This window comes from Ramlibacter sp. 2FC, from assembly GCF_005503345.1.
GTDB lineage: Bacteria > Pseudomonadota > Gammaproteobacteria > Burkholderiales > Burkholderiaceae_C > SCMQ01.
This window is the reverse complement of sequence record NZ_SCMM01000009.1, coordinates 85469-102235: the sequence shown is the minus strand read 5'-3', so window position 1 is coordinate 102235 and position 16767 is coordinate 85469. Positions and strand designations below refer to the sequence as shown.

Annotated in this window: 18 protein-coding genes; 6 read left to right on the top strand and 12 right to left on the bottom strand. The window is 69.1% G+C overall.

Annotation, left to right across the window (positions count from 1 at the left end; translation table 11 throughout):
* The first annotated feature begins 119 nt into the window (after window positions 1–119).
* The 4 genes from FFS10_RS06390 to FFS10_RS06375 are packed head-to-tail and all read left to right on the top strand — an operon-like array spanning window position 120 to window position 5140.
* Window positions 120–1079 (top strand): Bug family tripartite tricarboxylate transporter substrate binding protein, encoded by a 960-nt coding sequence (locus FFS10_RS06390; RefSeq protein WP_137892721.1) that lies wholly within the window; start codon window positions 120–122, stop codon window positions 1077–1079.
* Window positions 1080–1115: 36 nt separating this feature from the next.
* Window positions 1116–2096 carry a Bug family tripartite tricarboxylate transporter substrate binding protein gene (locus FFS10_RS06385; RefSeq protein ID WP_171016070.1) on the top strand — a complete coding sequence of 327 codons (981 nt, stop codon included), beginning with the start codon at window positions 1116–1118 and terminating at the stop codon, window positions 2094–2096.
* Entirely contained in the window at window positions 2096–3412 is a 1317-nt protein-coding gene (locus FFS10_RS06380) for a sulfatase family protein (protein WP_137892717.1), read from the top strand. Before FFS10_RS06385 ends, FFS10_RS06380 begins: the two co-directional genes overlap by 1 nt.
* Before the next feature lie 42 nt (window positions 3413–3454).
* On the top strand, window positions 3455–5140 hold the full coding sequence (locus tag FFS10_RS06375; RefSeq protein WP_137892715.1) for a SulP family inorganic anion transporter: 1686 nt from the start codon (window positions 3455–3457) through the stop codon (window positions 5138–5140).
* 18 nt (window positions 5141–5158) lie between these two features.
* Here the strand turns inward: FFS10_RS06375 and FFS10_RS06370 are convergent, their stop codons facing one another.
* From FFS10_RS06370 to FFS10_RS06315, 12 genes are all read right to left on the bottom strand, one after another.
* Window positions 5159–5980 (bottom strand): DUF429 domain-containing protein, encoded by an 822-nt coding sequence (locus tag FFS10_RS06370; RefSeq protein ID WP_137892713.1) that lies wholly within the window; start codon window positions 5978–5980, stop codon window positions 5159–5161.
* A gap of 35 nt (window positions 5981–6015) precedes the next feature.
* A complete protein-coding gene (locus tag FFS10_RS06365; RefSeq protein WP_137892711.1) occupies window positions 6016–6438 on the bottom strand; it encodes a BLUF domain-containing protein in 423 nt (140 codons plus the stop codon).
* A 2-nt stretch (window positions 6439–6440) separates the two neighbouring features.
* Window positions 6441–7172 carry a GTP cyclohydrolase I gene (folE, locus tag FFS10_RS06360; protein WP_137892709.1) on the bottom strand — a complete coding sequence of 244 codons (732 nt, stop codon included), beginning with the start codon at window positions 7170–7172 and terminating at the stop codon, window positions 6441–6443.
* Between the two features lie 122 nt (window positions 7173–7294).
* Window positions 7295–8530, bottom strand: coding sequence for a cardiolipin synthase ClsB (gene clsB / locus FFS10_RS06355; protein ID WP_137892707.1), 1236 nt, complete (start codon window positions 8528–8530; stop codon window positions 7295–7297).
* A 372-nt stretch (window positions 8531–8902) separates the two neighbouring features.
* Window positions 8903–9643: an endonuclease/exonuclease/phosphatase family protein gene (locus FFS10_RS06350; protein ID WP_137892705.1), complete on the bottom strand. Its 741-nt coding sequence runs from the start codon at window positions 9641–9643 to the stop codon at window positions 8903–8905.
* Window positions 9644–9653: 10 nt separating this feature from the next.
* The gene (gene nudB / locus FFS10_RS06345; protein WP_137892703.1) at window positions 9654–10124 is read right to left on the bottom strand and encodes a dihydroneopterin triphosphate diphosphatase; all 471 of its coding nucleotides are present in this window, start codon (window positions 10122–10124) and stop codon (window positions 9654–9656) included.
* Window positions 10125–10141: 17 nt separating this feature from the next.
* Window positions 10142–10456, bottom strand: coding sequence for a YqjK family protein (locus tag FFS10_RS06340; protein WP_137892701.1), 315 nt, complete (start codon window positions 10454–10456; stop codon window positions 10142–10144).
* Window positions 10453–10833 carry a phage holin family protein gene (locus FFS10_RS06335; RefSeq protein WP_137892699.1) on the bottom strand — a complete coding sequence of 127 codons (381 nt, stop codon included), beginning with the start codon at window positions 10831–10833 and terminating at the stop codon, window positions 10453–10455. Before FFS10_RS06335 ends, FFS10_RS06340 begins: the two co-directional genes overlap by 4 nt.
* A gap of 17 nt (window positions 10834–10850) precedes the next feature.
* Window positions 10851–11168 (bottom strand): ElaB/YgaM/YqjD family protein, encoded by a 318-nt coding sequence (locus FFS10_RS06330; RefSeq protein ID WP_137892697.1) that lies wholly within the window; start codon window positions 11166–11168, stop codon window positions 10851–10853.
* 167 nt (window positions 11169–11335) lie between these two features.
* On the bottom strand, window positions 11336–13138 hold the full coding sequence (gene aspS / locus FFS10_RS06325) for an aspartate--tRNA ligase (protein ID WP_137892695.1): 1803 nt from the start codon (window positions 13136–13138) through the stop codon (window positions 11336–11338).
* A 52-nt stretch (window positions 13139–13190) separates the two neighbouring features.
* Window positions 13191–13862 carry a DUF502 domain-containing protein gene (locus tag FFS10_RS06320; protein ID WP_137892693.1) on the bottom strand — a complete coding sequence of 224 codons (672 nt, stop codon included), beginning with the start codon at window positions 13860–13862 and terminating at the stop codon, window positions 13191–13193.
* Window positions 13863–13896: 34 nt separating this feature from the next.
* Complete coding sequence (locus FFS10_RS06315) at window positions 13897–14223, bottom strand: FmdB family zinc ribbon protein (RefSeq protein WP_137892691.1); 327 nt, start codon at window positions 14221–14223, stop codon at window positions 13897–13899.
* Between the two features lie 180 nt (window positions 14224–14403).
* Here FFS10_RS06315 and FFS10_RS06310 point away from each other — a divergent pair, with 180 nt between their 5' ends.
* Together FFS10_RS06310 and FFS10_RS06305 are read left to right on the top strand one after the other, a co-directional pair.
* Window positions 14404–15555 (top strand): extracellular solute-binding protein, encoded by a 1152-nt coding sequence (locus FFS10_RS06310; RefSeq protein WP_137892731.1) that lies wholly within the window; start codon window positions 14404–14406, stop codon window positions 15553–15555.
* Window positions 15556–15655: 100 nt separating this feature from the next.
* Window positions 15656–16765 carry an ABC transporter ATP-binding protein gene (locus FFS10_RS06305; RefSeq protein WP_137892689.1) on the top strand — a complete coding sequence of 370 codons (1110 nt, stop codon included), beginning with the start codon at window positions 15656–15658 and terminating at the stop codon, window positions 16763–16765.
* Window positions 16766–16767: the final 2 nt, after the last annotated feature.

The following is a 16767-nucleotide window of genomic DNA, read 5'->3' as shown; positions in this document are numbered from 1 at the left end:
CCCACACCCTCACGAATGTGCACGCATGACTCGGGGCCGCCGTAGCTGGCTAAGCCTTCAACGTATGACTCTTTCATTCACAACACTTTGCCGGTTTTGACCGGCGCACGGAGACCCGCATGACAACTTGGTTCCACCGCTGTCTCGCCACCGGCTTGCTGGCAGGGCTGACCGCCCTGGCGCAGGCCCAGGACAAGCCGCCGCTGAAGATTCTGGTCGGCTTCCCGCCGGGCGGCTCGGCCGACACGCTGGCCCGCCTGGTGGCCGACGGCCTGCGCAACGACTTCAGCCCGGTGACGGTGGAGAACCGCCCCGGCGCGGGCGGGCGCATCGCGCTCACGCAGACGCGCCTCTCGAAGCCCGACGGGCAGACCGTGATCGTCCTGCCCAGCGGGCCCATGGTGCTGTTTCCGCACGCCTACAAGAAGCTGGACTACGATCCGGCCCGGGACTTCACGCCGATCTCGCAGATCGCCCGATTCCAGTTCGGCGTGGTCGCCGGCCCCGGCAGCCAGGCCCGGACCATCCAGGAGATGGTGACCCAGGCCAAGGCCAAACCGGGCGAAACCAGCTACGGCACGCCCGGCCTGGGTACGCTACCGCACTTCATGGGCGTGCTCATGGAACAAAGCGCCGGCATCCAGCTCAACCACGTGCCTTTTCAGGGCGGCGGCCCGGCTAACACGGCGCTGCTGGGCGGGCACATCGGCTACAAGTTCGACGTGGTGTCGGAAACCGCCGAACTGCACCGCGCGGGCAAGGTGCGCATCCTGGCCGTCACGGGCCCCCGGCGCGACACCCAGGTGCCCGAGGTGCCCACGCTCAGGGAGGCCGGCATTCCCATGGAGGCCACCGCCTGGTTCGCCGTGTACGGCCCGGCCGGTCTGGCGCCCGACACCCTGGCCCGGATCGAAAAGGCCATGGCCGTCGCGGTACGCAAACCCGAGATGCAGGAACGCCTGCTCAAGCTTGGCTACGAGCCTATCGGGTCCACCTCGGCCGAACTGGCCGCCGCGCAACGCGCCGACCTCGCGCGCTGGGAAAAGCCGATCAAGGCCACCGGCGTGCAACTCGACTGATCCCCCGTTTTCCTTCCTGCAACTGGAATGCCTACCATGAATGCCCCACTTCCCCGCCGTGTGGCGCTGCTGGCGCTCGCCACCATCGCGCTGACCCTGGCCGCTGCGCCGGCCGACGCCCAGGACAGCTACCCAACCAAGGCCGTCAAGTTCGTCAACAACTTCCCACCCGGCGGCCCCTCGGACATCCTGGCCCGCTCGGTCGCCGACTGGCTACAGGCCAGCCTCAAGCAGCCCTTCGTGGTCGAGAACAAGCCCGGCGCCAGCGGCAACATCGGCGCCGACCTGGTGGCCAAGAGCCCGGCCGACGGCTATACGGTGCTGTTCGGCATAGACACGACCTTCACCGTCAACCCGCACATCTACAAGGGCATGCCCTTCAAACCGGCGGACCTCAAGCCGGTGATGGTGATGGCCTCGTCGGGCCTGCTGGTCGGCGTCCACCCCTCGACCGGCTTCAAGACCCTGTCCGAGCTGGTCGCGGCGGGCAAGTCCAAGGGCCTGAACTTCAGCTCGGCCGGCAGCGGCAGCCCCGGCCACCTCGCGGCCGAGGTCTTCACCGAGGCCACCGGCATGAAGATCAGCCACATCCCCTACAAGGGCAACACCCCGGCCGTGACGGCCGTGCTGGCCGGCGAAGTGGACGGCGGCGTGCTGGCCACGCCGGGCATGCTGCCCCATGTCAAGGCCGGCAAGATCACGGCCCTGGCCGTGACCAGCCGTCAGCGCTCCAGGCTCGCGCCCGAGATACCCACCGTGGCCGAGGCCGGCCTCAAGGGGCTGGAGCAGGAGGTGGTCTACATCGCCATGGTGCCGGCCGCCACGCCGGAGGCCGTGGTGCAGACCCTGCAGCGCGGCTTCGCCGAGGCGCTGACCCGCCCCGACGTGCAGGCCCGCCTGGTCAACCTGGACCTGCACTACGAGGGCCTGACCGGCGCCGCCGCGAGCAAGCGCCTGGCCGAGCTGTCCGAGCGCTACAGCCGGGTGATCCGCAGCACCGGCATGAAGGTCGAGTGATGAAACGCCCCAACATCGTCTTCATCGTCGCCGACGACCTCGGCTACGCCGACCTCGGCTGCTACGGCGGCCGCGAGGCCGCGTTCGGCCCGGTGTCGCCGGTGCTCGACCGCCTGGCGGCGGGCGGCCTGAAATTCACCGAGGGCTACGCGAACTCGCCGGTCTGCTCGCCCACGCGCTTCGCGCTGATGACGGCACGCTGGCAGTACCATCTGCGCGGCGCGGCCGACGAGCCGATCAGCAGCAAGAGCCGCGGCAGCCAGGTGCTGGGCCTGCCGCCCGAGCACCCCACCCTGCCCTCGCTGCTCCAGGCCAGCGGCTACCGCACGGCGCTGATCGGCAAATGGCACCTGGGCTACCCGCCGGCCTTCGGCCCGCTGCGCTCGGGCTACGAGGAGTTCTTCGGCCCCATGGCCGGCGGCGTGGACTACTTCAGCCACTGCGACTCGCGCGGCGTGCACGACCTCTGGTTCGGCGAGGAGGCGCGCAGCGAGGAGGGCTACCTGACCGACCTGCTGTCGCGCCGCGCCGTCGACTACGTGCAGCGCATGGCGCAGCAGGACGCGCCCTTCTTCCTGAGCCTGCACTACACGGCACCGCACTGGCCCTGGGAGACCCGCGAGGACCGCGCCGTCGCCGGCGAGGTCAAGGACAACCTCTTCCACCTGCACGGCGGCAACATCCACACCTACCGCCGCATGATCCACCACATGGACGAGGGCATAGGCTGGCTGGTCGAGGCACTGCGCGCCCAGGGCCAGCTGGACAACACGCTGATCGTCTTCACCAGCGACAACGGCGGCGAGCGCTTCTCCGACAACTGGCCGCTGGTCGGCGGCAAGATGGACCTGACCGAGGGCGGCATACGCGTGCCCTGGATCGCGCACTGGCCGGCCATGATCGCGCCCGGCGGCGTGAGCCGCCAGCACTGCATGACCATGGACTGGTCGGCCACGATGCTGGACCTGGCCGGCGCGAAGCCCGATGCGGCCTACCCGCTGGACGGGGTCTCGCTGGCGCCGGTGCTGCGCGACGCAGGCCACCGCTTCGCGCGCCCGCTCCACTGGCGCATGAACCACCGCGGCCAGCGCGCGCTGCGCGACGGCGACTGGAAATACCTGCGCGTGGACGGCAACGACTACCTGTTCAACATCCCTGCCGACGCGCGCGAGCGCGCCAACCTGGGCGGCCGCCAGCCCGAGCGCCTGGCCGCGCTGCGCGCGGCCTGGGAGGCCTGGAACGCGACCATGCCGGCGATCCCCGAGGACGCGACGATCAGCCTGGGCTATTCGTACAAGGACATGCCGCAGCGATGAGGCCTTGACGGTCGACCCCTGAGCGCCGGGTAGGATCACGGCATGTCCAGACTGCACCGCCTGTTTCCCTTCCTGAACTGGCCCCGCCCCGACGCCGCGCTGCTGCGCGGCGAGGCGCTGGCCGGCCTGACCGTGGGCCTGATGGTCATCCCGCAAAGCGTGGCCTATGCCGCGCTGGCCGGCATGCCGCTGATCACCGGCATCTACGCCTCCATCCTGCCGGCCCTGGTGGCGGCCCTGTTCAGCGCCTCGGCCCGGCTCTCGGTGGGGCCCACGGCGCTGAGCTGCCTGATCATCGGCGCCTCGCTGGCCGGACTGGCCGAGCCGGGCAGCGCGCGCTGGGTCGAGCTCGCGGTCTGGCTGGCCCTGCTGTCGGGCCTGCTGCAGGTGCTGCTGGGCTTCATGCGCTTCGGCTGGCTGCTCAACCTGGTGAGCGCGCCGGTGCTGATGGCCTTCACCCAGGCCGCGGCCGTGCTCATCATCGGCTCCCAGCTGCCGGCCCTGCTGGGCCTGCCGGCCGGCGCGCTGTGGCGCGGAGAGCTCGCGTCCCTGCATGGGCCCTCGCTGGCCTTCGGCCTGGGCAGCCTGGCCCTCCTGATGCTGGTGCGGCGCTGGCGCCCGGCTTTTCCCAGCGTGCTGCTGATCGTGCTCGCGACGGCCGGCGTGAGCGTCTGGACCGGCTTCGAGGCCGGCGGCGGCGCGGTCGTGGGCGCGCTGCCCGAGGGCCTGCCCGCGCCCTACCTGCCCTCTTGGCCGGGCTGGGCCACGCTGGGCCAGCTGCTGCTGCCCACCCTGGTGATCACGCTGGTGAGCTTCCTCGAGACCGCCTCCAGCGCCAAGGTGGACAACGAGCGCGAAGGCAAGCGCTGGAACCAGGACCAGGACCTGATCGGCCAGGGCCTGGGCAAGCTCGCGGCCGCGTTCAGCGGCGCCTTCCCCACCAGCTCCTCGTTCTCGCGCTCGGCGCTCAACCTGTACGCGGGCGCGCGCACCGCCTGGGCCACCCTGGCCTCGGTGGCCGTGGTGCTGCTGGCCCTGCTCTGGTTCACGCCGCTGCTGCGCCATGTGCCGCAGGCGGTGCTGGCCGCCATCGTGCTGGCTGCCGTGCTGGGCCTGATTCGCCCGCGCGAGTTCTCACGCCTGTGGCGCATCTCGCGCCCCGAGGCCGTCACGGCCGGCGCGACCTTCACGATCACGCTGGCGGCCGCGCCACAGCTGTACTGGGGCGTGCTGGCCGGCGTGCTGATGGCGCTGAGCCATTTCCTCTACCAGCGCCTGCACCCGCGCATCATCGAGGTGGGCCTGCACCCCGACGGCAGCCTGCGCGACCGCCACCTGTGGCGGCTGCCGCCGCTGGCGCCGCACCTGTACGCGCTGCGCATGGACGCGGCGCTGGACTTCGCCGCCGCCAGCGGCTTCGAGCGCGCCATCACCGAGCAGATGGCCGCACACCACAAACTGCGTCATGTCTGCCTGTTCGCGCAGCCGATCAACCGCATCGACGCCACCGGCGTGGAAACCTTTGCCAAGCTGCGCACCCAGCTGCAGCGGCAGGGCGTGACCCTGCACATCAGCGGGCTCAAGCTGCCGGTGGAAAAGGCGCTGCGCCGCGCCGGCGAGCTGGTCGAGGGCGAGCGCCTGAGGATGTACCGCACCGACGCCGACGCATTGGCGGCGCTGGCGCAGCTGGAGGAGCTGCCGGCCGACATCGCGGCAGCCGCGATCTGACCCCCGCAACTTGGTCGCTCAGGCCGTGAGGATCCAGCCCTCCAGCGGGTCGAAGTCCGGCAGGCCGTAGCGCGCATCGCCCGCTGCGTGGCGCTGCTGCGCCCAGGCCGCCTGCACCAGGCACAGCACGGCGTCCAGGCGGTCGCCGCTGGCGTCGTCGACCAGGGCGTCGCGCTGGGCGTGGCTGAGCTTGAGGCGCAGGCCGAGGCGGGTGCGGCCCTGCTCGAGCGCGGTGATCAGGTCCTTGCGCGCGATCAGGCGCTCGGGCGTCTGGCGGGCCCGCTCGTCGCTCTTGTAGCTGCGGCGGCCCAGGACCTCGCGCGCCAGCAGGCCCGGATAGGCCTCCAGCGCCACGCGCGCCGGATCGCCCGCCTGCAGGCCCGGCAGCTGGGCGCCGGCCGCGAGCAGCAGGGGCAAGCCCGCATGCAGCATGAAGGCCACCGGCGGATTGACCCATTTCATGCTGGTGCTGCAGCCGGCCGGCCCGTCGGTGGCGCGGTGGGCGAACTTGCCGCCCGCCGGCCGTGCGGCGCAGAAGGCGGCGAAAGCCGCGCGGATCTGCTCGCGGCTCAGGGCGGCGTAATGAAGCTGGCAGGCCCGCCATTCGAGCGGCCAGCCCAGGGCCTGGACCAGCTCGCGTGGCAGGCCGAACGGCAGGTCGAAGCCGCCCACCCAGGACTCGCGCGGCGCGCCCAGCCAGTCGGCCAGGGCGGCCAGGGACTCCAGGGTTTCGAGGCGCTCGAGCAGCACGCGGCCGGCGGCCAGCCGACCGAGCGCGAGCACGATGGGCTTGCGGCGCGAGGGACTGCTGGAGAAATCGCAGCCGAGCAGCAGGGCCATGGACGCGCCTTCGACCGGCCCCCTCGCCTGCCGACTCAGGCGCGCCCGATGATGGAGGCGGTAGCCATCAACTCCTCGAGCAGGGCCAGCGAAACCTGGCCCGAGACGCTGTAGGGGTCGAGCTCGGCGCGCTCGGAGTACTTGAGCAGGATATTGGTGTTGATCTTGGTCATGTTGACCTGGCCCATGGTCCAGCCGCCGAAGCGCCGCTCGGAGATCTCCTCGTAGTGCAGCAGCACCACGTCCTTGTGGCGGGCGTCGCGCTGGATATGGCCGTACAGCTCGCTGATCGCCATGCGCCCGCCCTCGATGGCCTGCAGGAAGATGCCGCCGCCGTAGCAGAGGATGCCGGTGATGCCGCAGGTGGGGTTGAAGTGGCGCGACTGGTCCAGGATCTCCTCGATCACCTCGGGCCGGGGATCGACGGCGCGGCTGGCGTAGAGCAGGCGTACCAACATGTTCAGGACCTCCGGGGGATGAGCGACAGGAACTCGCGGCGCAGGTTGGCGTCCTTGAGGAACACGCCGCGCATCACCGAGTTGATCATCTTGCTGTCCATGTCCTTGACGCCGCGCCAGGCCATGCAGTAATGGCTGGCCTCCATGACGATGGCCAGGCCGTCGGGCTGGGTCTTGTCCTGGATCAGGTCGGCCAGCTGGATCACGGCCTCCTCCTGGATCTGGGGGCGGCCCATGACCCACTCGGCCAGGCGCGCGTACTTGGACAGGCCGATCACGTTGGTGTGCTCGTTGGGCATGACGCCGATCCAGATCTTGCCGATCACCGGGCAGAAATGGTGGCTGCAGGCGCTGCGCACCGTGATCGGGCCGACGATCATCAGCTCGTTCAGGTGCTCGGCGTTGGGGAACTCGGTCAGGCCGGGCACCTTGACATAGCGCCCCTTGAACACCTCGTTCAAGTACATCTTGGCGACCCGGCGCGCGGTGTCGCTGGTATTGTGGTCGCGCTCGGTGTCGATGACCAGGCTGTCGAGCACGCCCTGCATCTTCTGCGACACCTCGTCCAGCAGCCGCTCCAGCTCGCCGGGCTGGATGAATTCGGCGATGTTGTCGTTGGCGTGGTAGCGCTTGCGGGCCGCCTGGACGCGCTCGCGGATCTTCACGGAGACCGGCGTCCCTTCGTCGACCGGGCGTGCGGCATCGGCAGCAGTCATGGCTTGGGGGGCTTTCATTAACATCCGACGATGGTACCAGCACTGGCCCGCCGAGGCCTTCCACTCGAAAACGCCCTACCCCATTGCGTAGCAAGCTATCAAATCAGGAGCTTGGTAGGTCGACGGCCCCTTCCGGCCGCTCAGTAGCGCTTGCCCGTGATGAACAGCGCCAGCCGCATCAGGCCCAGCGCCATGCGCTCGAGCAGGCGCTGGTAGAGCGGCCGGTTGGCGTACTCGCTGGCCGCCACCGGCCGGCTGTCGTGGCGTATGGCGTGCATCAGGCGCTCGCGCAGCACGGCGGCAAAGTGTGCGTCCTGCACCACGACGTTGGCCTCGCGCGCCAGCAGCATGCTCAGGGGGTCGATGTTGGACGAGCCCACCGTGGCCCAGGGACGCTCGCCTTGCGCATCGATCACGGCGACCTTGGCGTGCAGGAAGCTGGCCGTGTACTCGTGGATCTCGACCCCCGCCGCCATCAGGGCGCCATAGACCGGGCGGGTGGCGTGGAACTGCATGAAGTACTCGTAGCGCCCCTGCAGCAGCAGGCGCACCTTCACGCCGCGCCGGGCCGCGTGGATCAGCGCCTTGCGCAGCTTGCGCCCGGGCACGAAATAGGCGTTGGCGATGATGATTTCCTGGCGCGCGCCGGCGATCGCCCGACGGTAGGCCTTCTCGATCTGGCTGCGGTGCAGCAGGTTGTCGCGCAGCAGCAGGCCGGCTTTGGCCACCCAGAGGTGGCCGCGCCCAGGCGCGGGCTCGGGGCCGGTCCAGGGCAGGTGCAGGCCACCGGCGCGGAACGAGCTGAAGGCCTGCGGGAAATTGTGCTGGCGCACGTTGCGCACCGCCTGGATGCGCCACCACAGCTGGGCCGTGGTCTCCTGGGCCTGCTGCACCAGGGCCCCGCTGGCGCGCACCGCGAAATCGAGCCGCGGCCGCGCCAGCTGGCCATGGTTGGGGTCGTGGTAGTCGTCCAGGATGTTGATGCCGCCGCAGAACGCCAGCCGCCCGTCGACTACGCAGAGCTTGCGGTGCAGGCGCCGCCAGCGGCTGGGAATCAGCAGGCCCAGCGCGCCCAGCGGCGAGTAGACGCGCCACTGCACGCCCGCGGCGTCGAAGCGCCGCTGCCAGCTCGGCGGCAGCGCCCCCGTGCCCACGCCGTCGACCACCAGCCACACGGTGACGCCGCGCCGCGCGGCGCGCTCCAGCGCCTCGGCCACCTCGGCGCCGACGCCGGTGCAGTCGAAGATGTAGGTCTCCAGCCTGACCTCCGAGCGCGCCTGGTCGATCGCCGCGATCAAGGCCGGGAAGTACTCCTCTCCGCCCTGCAGCAGCTGGATCTGGTGGCCGTCGCGCAGCAGGGCGCCAGGGTTGCGCATGCCTTGCGGCCCTAGGGCCTGTTAACACTGTTTTTGCCAGTGCGAACGTGGTTAAAAGCGTGCCAATCTAGGCGCGCGACGACGCCCAGGCTGGCCGCCTGGGCTAGGAGTGCAACAACGAGTGGCACGCTTTTAATCACGTTCCCTCCGGGTTGCGGCCAAAAAGGCCATGCGCCGCGTTGCGAAACATCGCCGGGGTGCCGCCCGCAGCCGTTGGTCTGCGAAGCGAACCAGGCGAAGGGCGGCATTGGCGTTGCTGCGCTGTACAGCTTCGCGCACGGACGCTGCGCAACGCCCCCCGGCTGCGTTTCGCGCCTTGCGCATGGCCTTTTTGATCCGCAACGCATCTGGCAAAAACAGTGTGAACAGGCCCTAGAGTTTGAACTCGGCGATCAGCGGCAGGTGGTCCGACATGCGGCCCCAGACCGGGCCGCGTGGCACATGCTGGGCCAGGGGCTTGAGGCCGCGCACGTAGACGCGGTCGAGCGCCGCCAGCGGCAGGCGCGAGGGATAGGTCGGGCGCGGAGCGTCGTCGCCCTCGCGCAGGCCGACGCTGGCCATCATGCGCTGCACCTGCGTGCCCCAGTCGTTGAAGTCGCCGGCCACGACCAGCGGCGCCCTGGCCGGCACCTCGCGCGCCATGTAGCCATGCAACTGCTCGATCTGGCGCACCCGGCTGGCAGGGATCAGCCCCAGGTGCACGACGATCACGTGCAGCCGCCGCGTCTGCACCTCGATCTCGACATGCAGCAGGCCGCGCTGCTCGAAGCGGTGGTCGGACATGTCCTCGTGCTGGTGCATCACCACCGGCCAGCGCGAGAGCAGCGCGTTGCCGTGCTCGCCGTGGCGGGTGAAGGCATTGGTGCGGTAGACCGACTCGTAGCCCTCGGGCGCCAGGAACTCGGCCTGCGGCAGCTCGGGCCAGTGCGCGAAGTAGCGCTCCTCGCGCCGGTGCAGCTTGCGCACCTCCTGCAGGCAGACCACGTCGGCGTCCAGCTGCTCGACCGCATGGCCCAGGTTGTGGATCTCCAGCCGTCGGCGCGGGCCTATGCCCTGCACACCCTTGTGGATGTTGTAGGTCGCGATGCGGAGCTGGCGTGGCTGGGCGTTCACAGCGCCAACATTACCGCAAAAAGCGCGGCAGCAGCATGATGGCTTCGGCGTTGGACGGCGAAAAACAGGCGTCGGCCGCGGCTTGGTAAGGCAGCCAGCGCAGGGCGGTGTGCTCGCTCGGGTTGAGCCGGACCGGCGTGCCCTGCGGCACGCGCAGGCCGAACAGGTGCTCGGTGTTGCGCGTCACGCCCGGCGCGTAGCGGTGCCGCCAGCGCGGATAGATCTCGTAGACGTTCTCCAGCCCCCAGTCGCTCAGCCGACAGGCCGGGCCCAGGGCGTCGATGCCGGTTTCCTCCAGCACCTCGCGCACCGCGGTCTGCTGCCAGGACTCGTCCTCATGGTCCTTGCTGCCGGTGACCGACTGCCAGAAATCCACCGCATCGGCACGCTGGATCAGCAGCACCTCGAGCGCCGGCGTGTGGATCACGACCAGCACGGATTCGGGGATTTTCCAGCGTGGGGCGCCGGACGAAGGCGGCATGGCACGACCTCCTTGCCCTAGAAGAAGCCGCCCCGCGCCTGGCCCAGCCCCTGGCGCAGGCGTGCCAGCAGGCGCCAGCCCGACCACAGACGCAGCCCCCAGCGCAGGGTACGCCGCGGGCGCAGCAGCGCCAGCCCGAGCGCGGCAGCGGCGACCGCCAGCGGGTGCTCGCGCAGCCAGGCCACCCCCGCGCGCACCTGGTCACCCAGGCCCAGCACGGGCTGCAAGCCGGAGGCCTGCTGCGCGACGCGCTCGCGCAGCAGGGTCGAGCGTTGCTGCAGCGACTGGCGCCTGAGCACCAGCTCCTCGCGGCGCAGGCGGCGCGCGGTCATGGCTGCAAGCGGTCGTGATCGCGCTGCAGCTCCTCCAGGCTGGCGGAGAACAGCCGCGTGCCCTCGCGCAGCCGCTGCCGCGCCAGCCAGGCGGCAACGGCGCCCAGCGTGAGAAACAGCGTGGCGAACACAGTCAGGGCCAGCAGACGGTGCCCGTCCCACAGCAGCACCGTGAGCAGCACCGCCAGGAAGGTCAGCCCCAGACACAGGAAGGCGATGGCGCAGGCCCCATAGACCACCAGTTCGCCCAAGCGCAGCACTTCCTCGCGGGCTTCCACCGTGAGCAGTTCCAGCCGCACCCGCAGCAACTCGACCAGGCCAGCGGCCAGGCCGCGCAGCGACGCAGCCAAGGAAGGCGGTGGGGGCGATGGCGCCATGCGCTGACCGCCCGCGCTCAGCGGCGGCCGATCAGCAGGCCGACCACCAGCCCGATGCCGGCGCCGACGCCGATGGCCTTCCAGGGGTTCTCGTGCACGTAATCGTCGGTGGCGCGCGCCACCTCGCGCGTCTTGGCCTCGATCGCGGCCTCGGCGTCGGCCAGCTTGTTGCGCGCCACGCGCAGGTTTTCATTCATGCGCACGCGCAGTTCGGCGACCTTGCCCTCGCTCTGGGTCGCGGTGGCCTGCAGCAGCTCTTCGGCATCGGCGATGACCTGTTTCAGGTCGGTCACGAGTTTTTCCCGGCTGGCGGCGGTGTCGGCGAAATCGGTCATGTCGTCTCTCCTGCGTGAAAAAAGCGAATGGATCCAGACCCGAAACATCATACTGGCCAATCGGCGCAGGACCCGGCTTGCGGGACGTCACCACGCGGCCGCAGAAAAAGGGCCCTGAATCAGGGCCCTCTTGGTCGAGCCGCCGGCCGGCGGTCCAGTCTGACCGCTCAGGCGGCCTTGACGGCGTCCGGGTTGCGCAGGCGGATGTGCAGCTCGCGCAGCTGCTTCTCGTCCACCGGCGACGGCGCCTGGGTCAGCAGGCACTGGGCGCGCTGGGTCTTGGGGAAGGCGATCACGTCGCGGATCGACTCGGCGCCGGTCATCAGCGTGACGATGCGGTCCAGGCCGAAGGCCAGGCCGCCGTGCGGCGGCGCGCCGTACTGCAGCGCGTCGAGCAGGAAGCCGAACTTCAGCTGCGCCTCGTCGGGCGTGATCTTCAGCGCGTCGAACACCTTCTGCTGCACGTCGGCGCGGTGGATGCGCACCGAACCGCCGCCGATTTCCCAGCCGTTGAGCACCATGTCGTAGCCCTTGGCCAGGCATTTCTCGGGCGCGGTCACCATCCAGTCCTCGTGGCCGTCCTTGGGCGCGGTGAACGGGTGGTGCACGGCAGTCCAGCGGTCCTCTTCCTCGTCGTGCTCGAACATGGGGAAGTCGACCACCCACAACGGCGCCCAGCGATCCTCGAACAGGCCGCGCTTCCTGGCGAACTCGCTGTGGCCGACCTTCAGGCGCAGCGCGCCGATCGCGTCGTTGACGATCTTGGCCTTGTCGGCGCCGAAGAACAGGATGTCGCCGTCCTGCGCGCCGGTACGCTTGAGGACCTCGGCGATCGCGGCGTCGTGCAGGTTCTTGACGATGGGCGACTGCAGGCCCTCGCGGCCCTTGGCCACCTCGTTGACCTTGATCCAGGCCAGGCCCTTGGCGCCGTAGATCTTGACGAACTCGGTGAAGCCGTCGATCTCGCCGCGGCTCATCTCGGCGCCGCCCGGCACGCGCAGCGCGACCACGCGGCCGCCCTTGGTGGTGGCGGGATGCGAGAACACCTTGAAGTCCACGTCGGCCATCACCTCGGTCAGCTCGGTGAACTCGAGCTTGACGCGCAGGTCCGGCTTGTCGGAGCCGAAGCGGTACATGCCCTCGCCATAGCTCATGACCGGGAACTCGCCCAGGTCCACGCCCAGCACCTTCTGGAACACCTGCTTGATCATGCCCTGGAACATGTCGCGGATGTCCTGCTCGCCCAGGAACGAGGTCTCGATGTCGATCTGGGTGAACTCGGGCTGGCGGTCGGCGCGCAGGTCCTCGTCACGGAAGCACTTGGTGATCTGGTAGTAGCGGTCGTAGCCGGCCACCATCAGCAGCTGCTTGAACAGCTGGGGCGACTGCGGCAGGGCGAAGAACTGGCCGTCGTGCACGCGGCTGGGGACCAGGTAGTCGCGCGCGCCCTCGGGCGTGCTCTTGGTCAGCATCGGCGTCTCGATGTCGATGAAGCCGTGCTCGTCGAGGAACTTGCGCACCTCCATCGCCACCTTGTAGCGCAGCATCAGGTTGCGCTGCATGTAGGGGCGGCGCAGGTCCAGCACGCGGTGCGTGAGGCGCGTGGTCTCGGACAGGTTCTCGTCGTCGAGCAGGAAGGGCGGCGTGACCGAGGGGTTGAGCACCGTGAGCTCGTGGCACAGCACCTCGATGCGGCCGCTCTTGAGGTGCTCGTTGGTCGTGCCCTCGGGGCGGGCGCGCACCAGGCCCTTGACCTGGATGCAGAACTCGTTGCGCAGGCCCTCGGCCAACTTGAACATCTCGGCCCGGTCCGGATCGCAGACCACCTGGACCGAGCCCTCGCGGTCGCGCAGGTCGACGAAGATGACCCCGCCATGGTCGCGGCGGCGGTTCACCCAGCCGCAGATGCTGACGGTCTGGCCGATCAGTTCTTCGGTCACGAGACCGCAGTAATGGGAGCGCATGGACATAGGAGAGTCTTTCTGGGGCTGCGTCCGCGGGACGGGCCCCGACGCAGCAGATTCATGAATGGGAGGCTTCGACGACGGCCGGCGCCACCGGCAGGGCCGCGGGGCCGCCGGGCACCACCACCCCCATCGAGATGACGTACTTGAGCGCCTCGTCGACGCTCATCTTCAGCTCCACCACGTCGGCCCGGGGCAGCATGAGGAAGAAGCCCGAGGTCGGGTTGGGCGTGGTCGGCACGTAGACGCTGACATGCTCGCCCACCAGGTGGCTGGCCACCTCGCCGCCGGGCCGGCCGGTCAGGAAGGCGATGGTCCAGGCCCCCTGGCGCGGGTACTGGACCAGCAGGGCCTTGGAGAAGGCGTGGCCGCTGCCGGAGAACAGGGTGTCGGACACCTGCTTGACGCTGGTGTAGATGCTGCGCACCACGGGAATGCGCGTGAACAGCTTGTCCCACTGGCGCACCACCCACTGGCCGAACATGTTGGCCACGAACACGCCGGAGGCGAAGATGACCACGATCACCAGGATCACGCCCAGGCCCGGCACGTTGCGCAGGCGCTCGGCCAGCAGGTGCATGCCTGGGATGACCGCGTCGGCCGCGCCGAGCACGGCCAGGAAGATGCCGTCGAGCACGCCCACCATCCACAGCAGCAGCCACAGCGTGATGGCCAGCGGCAGCCAGACCAGCAGACCGGTGATGAAATAGTTCTTGATGTGGTGCTTCATGCCGTGGGGCTCGGTGGGGCGGGGACCGGCGCGCTCAGTGGCAGGCGCAGGCCGAGCCGCAGCCGCCGGCCGCCGGCGCCGAGTCGGCCGCCGCGCTGCTGGCCGGCGCGCTGGCGCTGTCCGAGCCGGCGCTGGTGCCGGAGTTGGCAGGCGCCGGGTCGCTGCCGCCCGCGCCGCTGCCGCCGCGGAAATCGGTGGCATACCAGCCCGAACCCTTGAGCTGGAAGCCGGCCGCCGTCAGCTGCTTGGCGAAGCTGGCCGCGCCGCAGGCTGGGCATTCGGTCAGCGGGGCGTCGGAAATCTTCTGCAGAACGTCCTTGGCATGACCACAGGACTCACACTTGTAGGCGTAGATGGGCATGACGGGAACTCTCGACTTTGGTGCAAAGCCCGCAATTATAGGCGGACGGCCCTAATTCAAGTCCCAAGGGACCAGCGGCGCACCTGGGGTCTTATACAATCGGCCGGTTTTTCGGCCTGCCGAGCCCCTGGCGCCCGGCATGGCCCTTTGGAGCACCCCAATCTTCGGAGCATGGGCATGATGAACAAAAAGCATTTCTGGATTCTGGCGCTGTCCTTCCTCGCGTTGACGGCCTGCGGCAAGAAGGAAGAGCCCAAGGAAGCCGCCGCGCCGGCCGCTGCACCGGCGCCCGGCGCCAACACCGAGGAAAAGGTGCTGAGCGTCTACAACTGGCCCGACTACGTGGCCAAGGACATGATCGCCGACTTCGAGAAGGAAACCGGCATCAAGGTCAACTACCAGACCTTCGAAAACAACGAGGCGCTGCACGCCAAGCTGGTCGCGGGCAACTCCGGCTACGACGTCGTGGTGCCGGGTGCGGTATTCGCCAAGGGCCAGATCGAGGGCGGGCTGCTGCAAAAGCTGGACAAGAGCAAGATCCCCAACTACGGCAACCTGGACAGCGCCATCATGGCCAAGCTGGCCACGGTGGACCCGGGCAAGGAGTACCTGGTGCCCTGGGCCTGGAGCTACACCACGGTGGGCATCAACAAGACCAAGGTCATGAAGGCGCTGGGCAGCACCCCGATGCCCGAGAACGCCTGGGACCTGGTGTTCAACCCCACCTACACTGCCAAGCTCAAGTCCTGCGGCATCGCCTACCTGGATTCGCCGACCGAGGTGCTGCCGCCCGCACTGCACTACATCGGCAAGAACGCCTACTCCAACGACCCCGCCGACCACAAGGCGGCCGGCGAGATGCTGGCCAAGGTGCGCCCGCACGTCCGGCTGTTCTCCAGCACCATGATCGACGACCTGGCCGGCGGCAAGGCCTGCGTGGCCCTGGGCTGGGCCGGCGACATCAACATCGCCCGCAGCCGTGCCATCGAGAACAAGAGCGACGCCGACATCCAGGCACTGCTGCCCAGCACCGGCGGCCTGATCTTCATGGACAACCTAGCCATCCCCAAGGACGCCAAGCATCCGAACAACGCGCTGACCTTCATCGACTACTTCCTGCGTCCGGAAGTCTCCGCCGCGCTGACCAACGAGCTCAGCTACCCGACGGCGAACAAGGCCAGCCTGGCCAAGGTCAAGCCGGAAATCGCCCAGGACAAGACGGTGTTCCCGGATGCCGGTACGCTGGCCAAGATGGTTGCGCCGTCGAACTTCAGCAATGCCGCGCGCGAGTCGCTGAGCAACGTCTACACCGCCTTCAAGAAGGGCAAGTAAGCATCGCCAGCGCATGCGGTGCGCTGCCATGCGTTGAAGACCCCAAGGGCTGTGGACACCACCGGTGTGCACAGCCTTTCTTTTGACCCTAGCTGACGAGATGGACACCTCCCCTGCCGCCGCGCCCGGAGCCGGCTTCCTGGTCATCGACGCCCTGACCAAGCGCTTTGACGGCGCCACGGCCGTCGACGAGGTTTCGCTGGAGATTCCCAAGGGCGAGATCTTCGCTCTGCTGGGCAGCTCGGGCTGCGGAAAATCGACCCTGCTGCGCATGCTGGCCGGTTTCGAGACCCCCACCTCCGGCGCGATCAGGCTGGGCGGGCGGAACATCGCCGACCTGCCGCCCTACGAGCGGCCGATCAACATGATGTTCCAGTCCTATGCGCTGTTTCCCCACCTGACGGTGTGGGACAACATCGCCTTCGGCCTCAAGCGCATGCAGATGCCCAAGGCGCAGATCCAGGAGCGCGTGCAGGCCATGCTCGACCTGGTGCAGCTGGGCAGCTTCGCGCAGCGCAAGCCGCACCAGCTCTCGGGCGGACAGCAGCAGCGCGTGGCGCTGGCGCGCAGCCTGGCGCGCAAACCGGAACTGCTGCTGCTGGACGAGCCTCTGGGCGCCCTGGACAAGAAGCTGCGCGAGCAGACGCAGTTCGAGCTGGTCAACATCATCGAGTCGGTCGGAGTGACCTGCGTGATGGTCACCCACGACCAGGAGGAAGCCATGACCATGGCCTCGCGCATTGCCGTGATGAGCCATGGCCGCATCCTGCAGGTGGGCACGCCCAGGGAAATCTACGAGACGCCGAATTGCCGCTTCGTGGCCGACTTCATCGGCAGCGTGAACCTGCTGGACGGCCAGCTCGTGCAGGACGCGGCCGACCACTGCACGGTGCAGACGCCGCAAGGCGAGGTCCGCGTCGGCCACGGTATGGCGGGGACCCTGGGAATGCGCCTGTCGATCGCGATCCGGCCGGAGAAGATGCACATTGCCACCGAGCGTCCGCCCCAGCCGCACAACGTGCTGGCCGGCCAGGTGAGCGAGATCGCCTACCTCGGCAGCTACAGCTCCTACATGGTGACGCTGGCCGACGGAAAAATCATCAAGGTCACCCAGGGCAACACCCATCGCCGCGACGACCCGCACATCGCATGGGGCAGCCAGGTGTACTGCTGGTGGGACGACACCGCGCCTATCGTGCTCAAGAGCTGACA

Excerpts from the sequence above, each read along its gene's own strand:
- FFS10_RS06365 (WP_137892711.1), bottom strand. The coding sequence starts at position 6,438 with ATGTTGGTACGCCTGCTCTACGCCAGCCGCGCCGTCGATCCCCGGCCC.
- FFS10_RS06340 (WP_137892701.1), bottom strand. The coding sequence starts at position 10,456 with ATGACCGCGCGCCGCCTGCGCCGCGAGGAGCTGGTGCTCAGGCGCCAG.
- FFS10_RS06330 (WP_137892697.1), bottom strand. The coding sequence starts at position 11,168 with ATGACCGATTTCGCCGACACCGCCGCCAGCCGGGAAAAACTCGTGACC.
- nudB (WP_137892703.1), bottom strand. The coding sequence starts at position 10,124 with ATGCCGCCTTCGTCCGGCGCCCCACGCTGGAAAATCCCCGAATCCGTG.
- clsB (WP_137892707.1), bottom strand. The coding sequence starts at position 8,530 with ATGCGCAACCCTGGCGCCCTGCTGCGCGACGGCCACCAGATCCAGCTG.
- FFS10_RS06375 (WP_137892715.1), top strand. The coding sequence starts at position 3,455 with ATGTCCAGACTGCACCGCCTGTTTCCCTTCCTGAACTGGCCCCGCCCC.
- FFS10_RS06320 (WP_137892693.1), bottom strand. The coding sequence starts at position 13,862 with ATGAAGCACCACATCAAGAACTATTTCATCACCGGTCTGCTGGTCTGG.
- FFS10_RS06310 (WP_137892731.1), top strand. The coding sequence starts at position 14,404 with ATGAACAAAAAGCATTTCTGGATTCTGGCGCTGTCCTTCCTCGCGTTG.
- FFS10_RS06315 (WP_137892691.1), bottom strand. The coding sequence starts at position 14,223 with ATGCCCATCTACGCCTACAAGTGTGAGTCCTGTGGTCATGCCAAGGAC.
- FFS10_RS06305 (WP_137892689.1), top strand. The coding sequence starts at position 15,656 with ATGGACACCTCCCCTGCCGCCGCGCCCGGAGCCGGCTTCCTGGTCATC.
- folE (WP_137892709.1), bottom strand. The coding sequence starts at position 7,172 with ATGAAAGCCCCCCAAGCCATGACTGCTGCCGATGCCGCACGCCCGGTC.
- FFS10_RS06385 (WP_171016070.1), top strand. The coding sequence starts at position 1,116 with ATGAATGCCCCACTTCCCCGCCGTGTGGCGCTGCTGGCGCTCGCCACC.
- FFS10_RS06390 (WP_137892721.1), top strand. The coding sequence starts at position 120 with ATGACAACTTGGTTCCACCGCTGTCTCGCCACCGGCTTGCTGGCAGGG.
- aspS (WP_137892695.1), bottom strand. The coding sequence starts at position 13,138 with ATGTCCATGCGCTCCCATTACTGCGGTCTCGTGACCGAAGAACTGATC.
- FFS10_RS06370 (WP_137892713.1), bottom strand. The coding sequence starts at position 5,980 with ATGGCCCTGCTGCTCGGCTGCGATTTCTCCAGCAGTCCCTCGCGCCGC.
- FFS10_RS06380 (WP_137892717.1), top strand. The coding sequence starts at position 2,096 with ATGAAACGCCCCAACATCGTCTTCATCGTCGCCGACGACCTCGGCTAC.
- FFS10_RS06335 (WP_137892699.1), bottom strand. The coding sequence starts at position 10,833 with ATGGCGCCATCGCCCCCACCGCCTTCCTTGGCTGCGTCGCTGCGCGGC.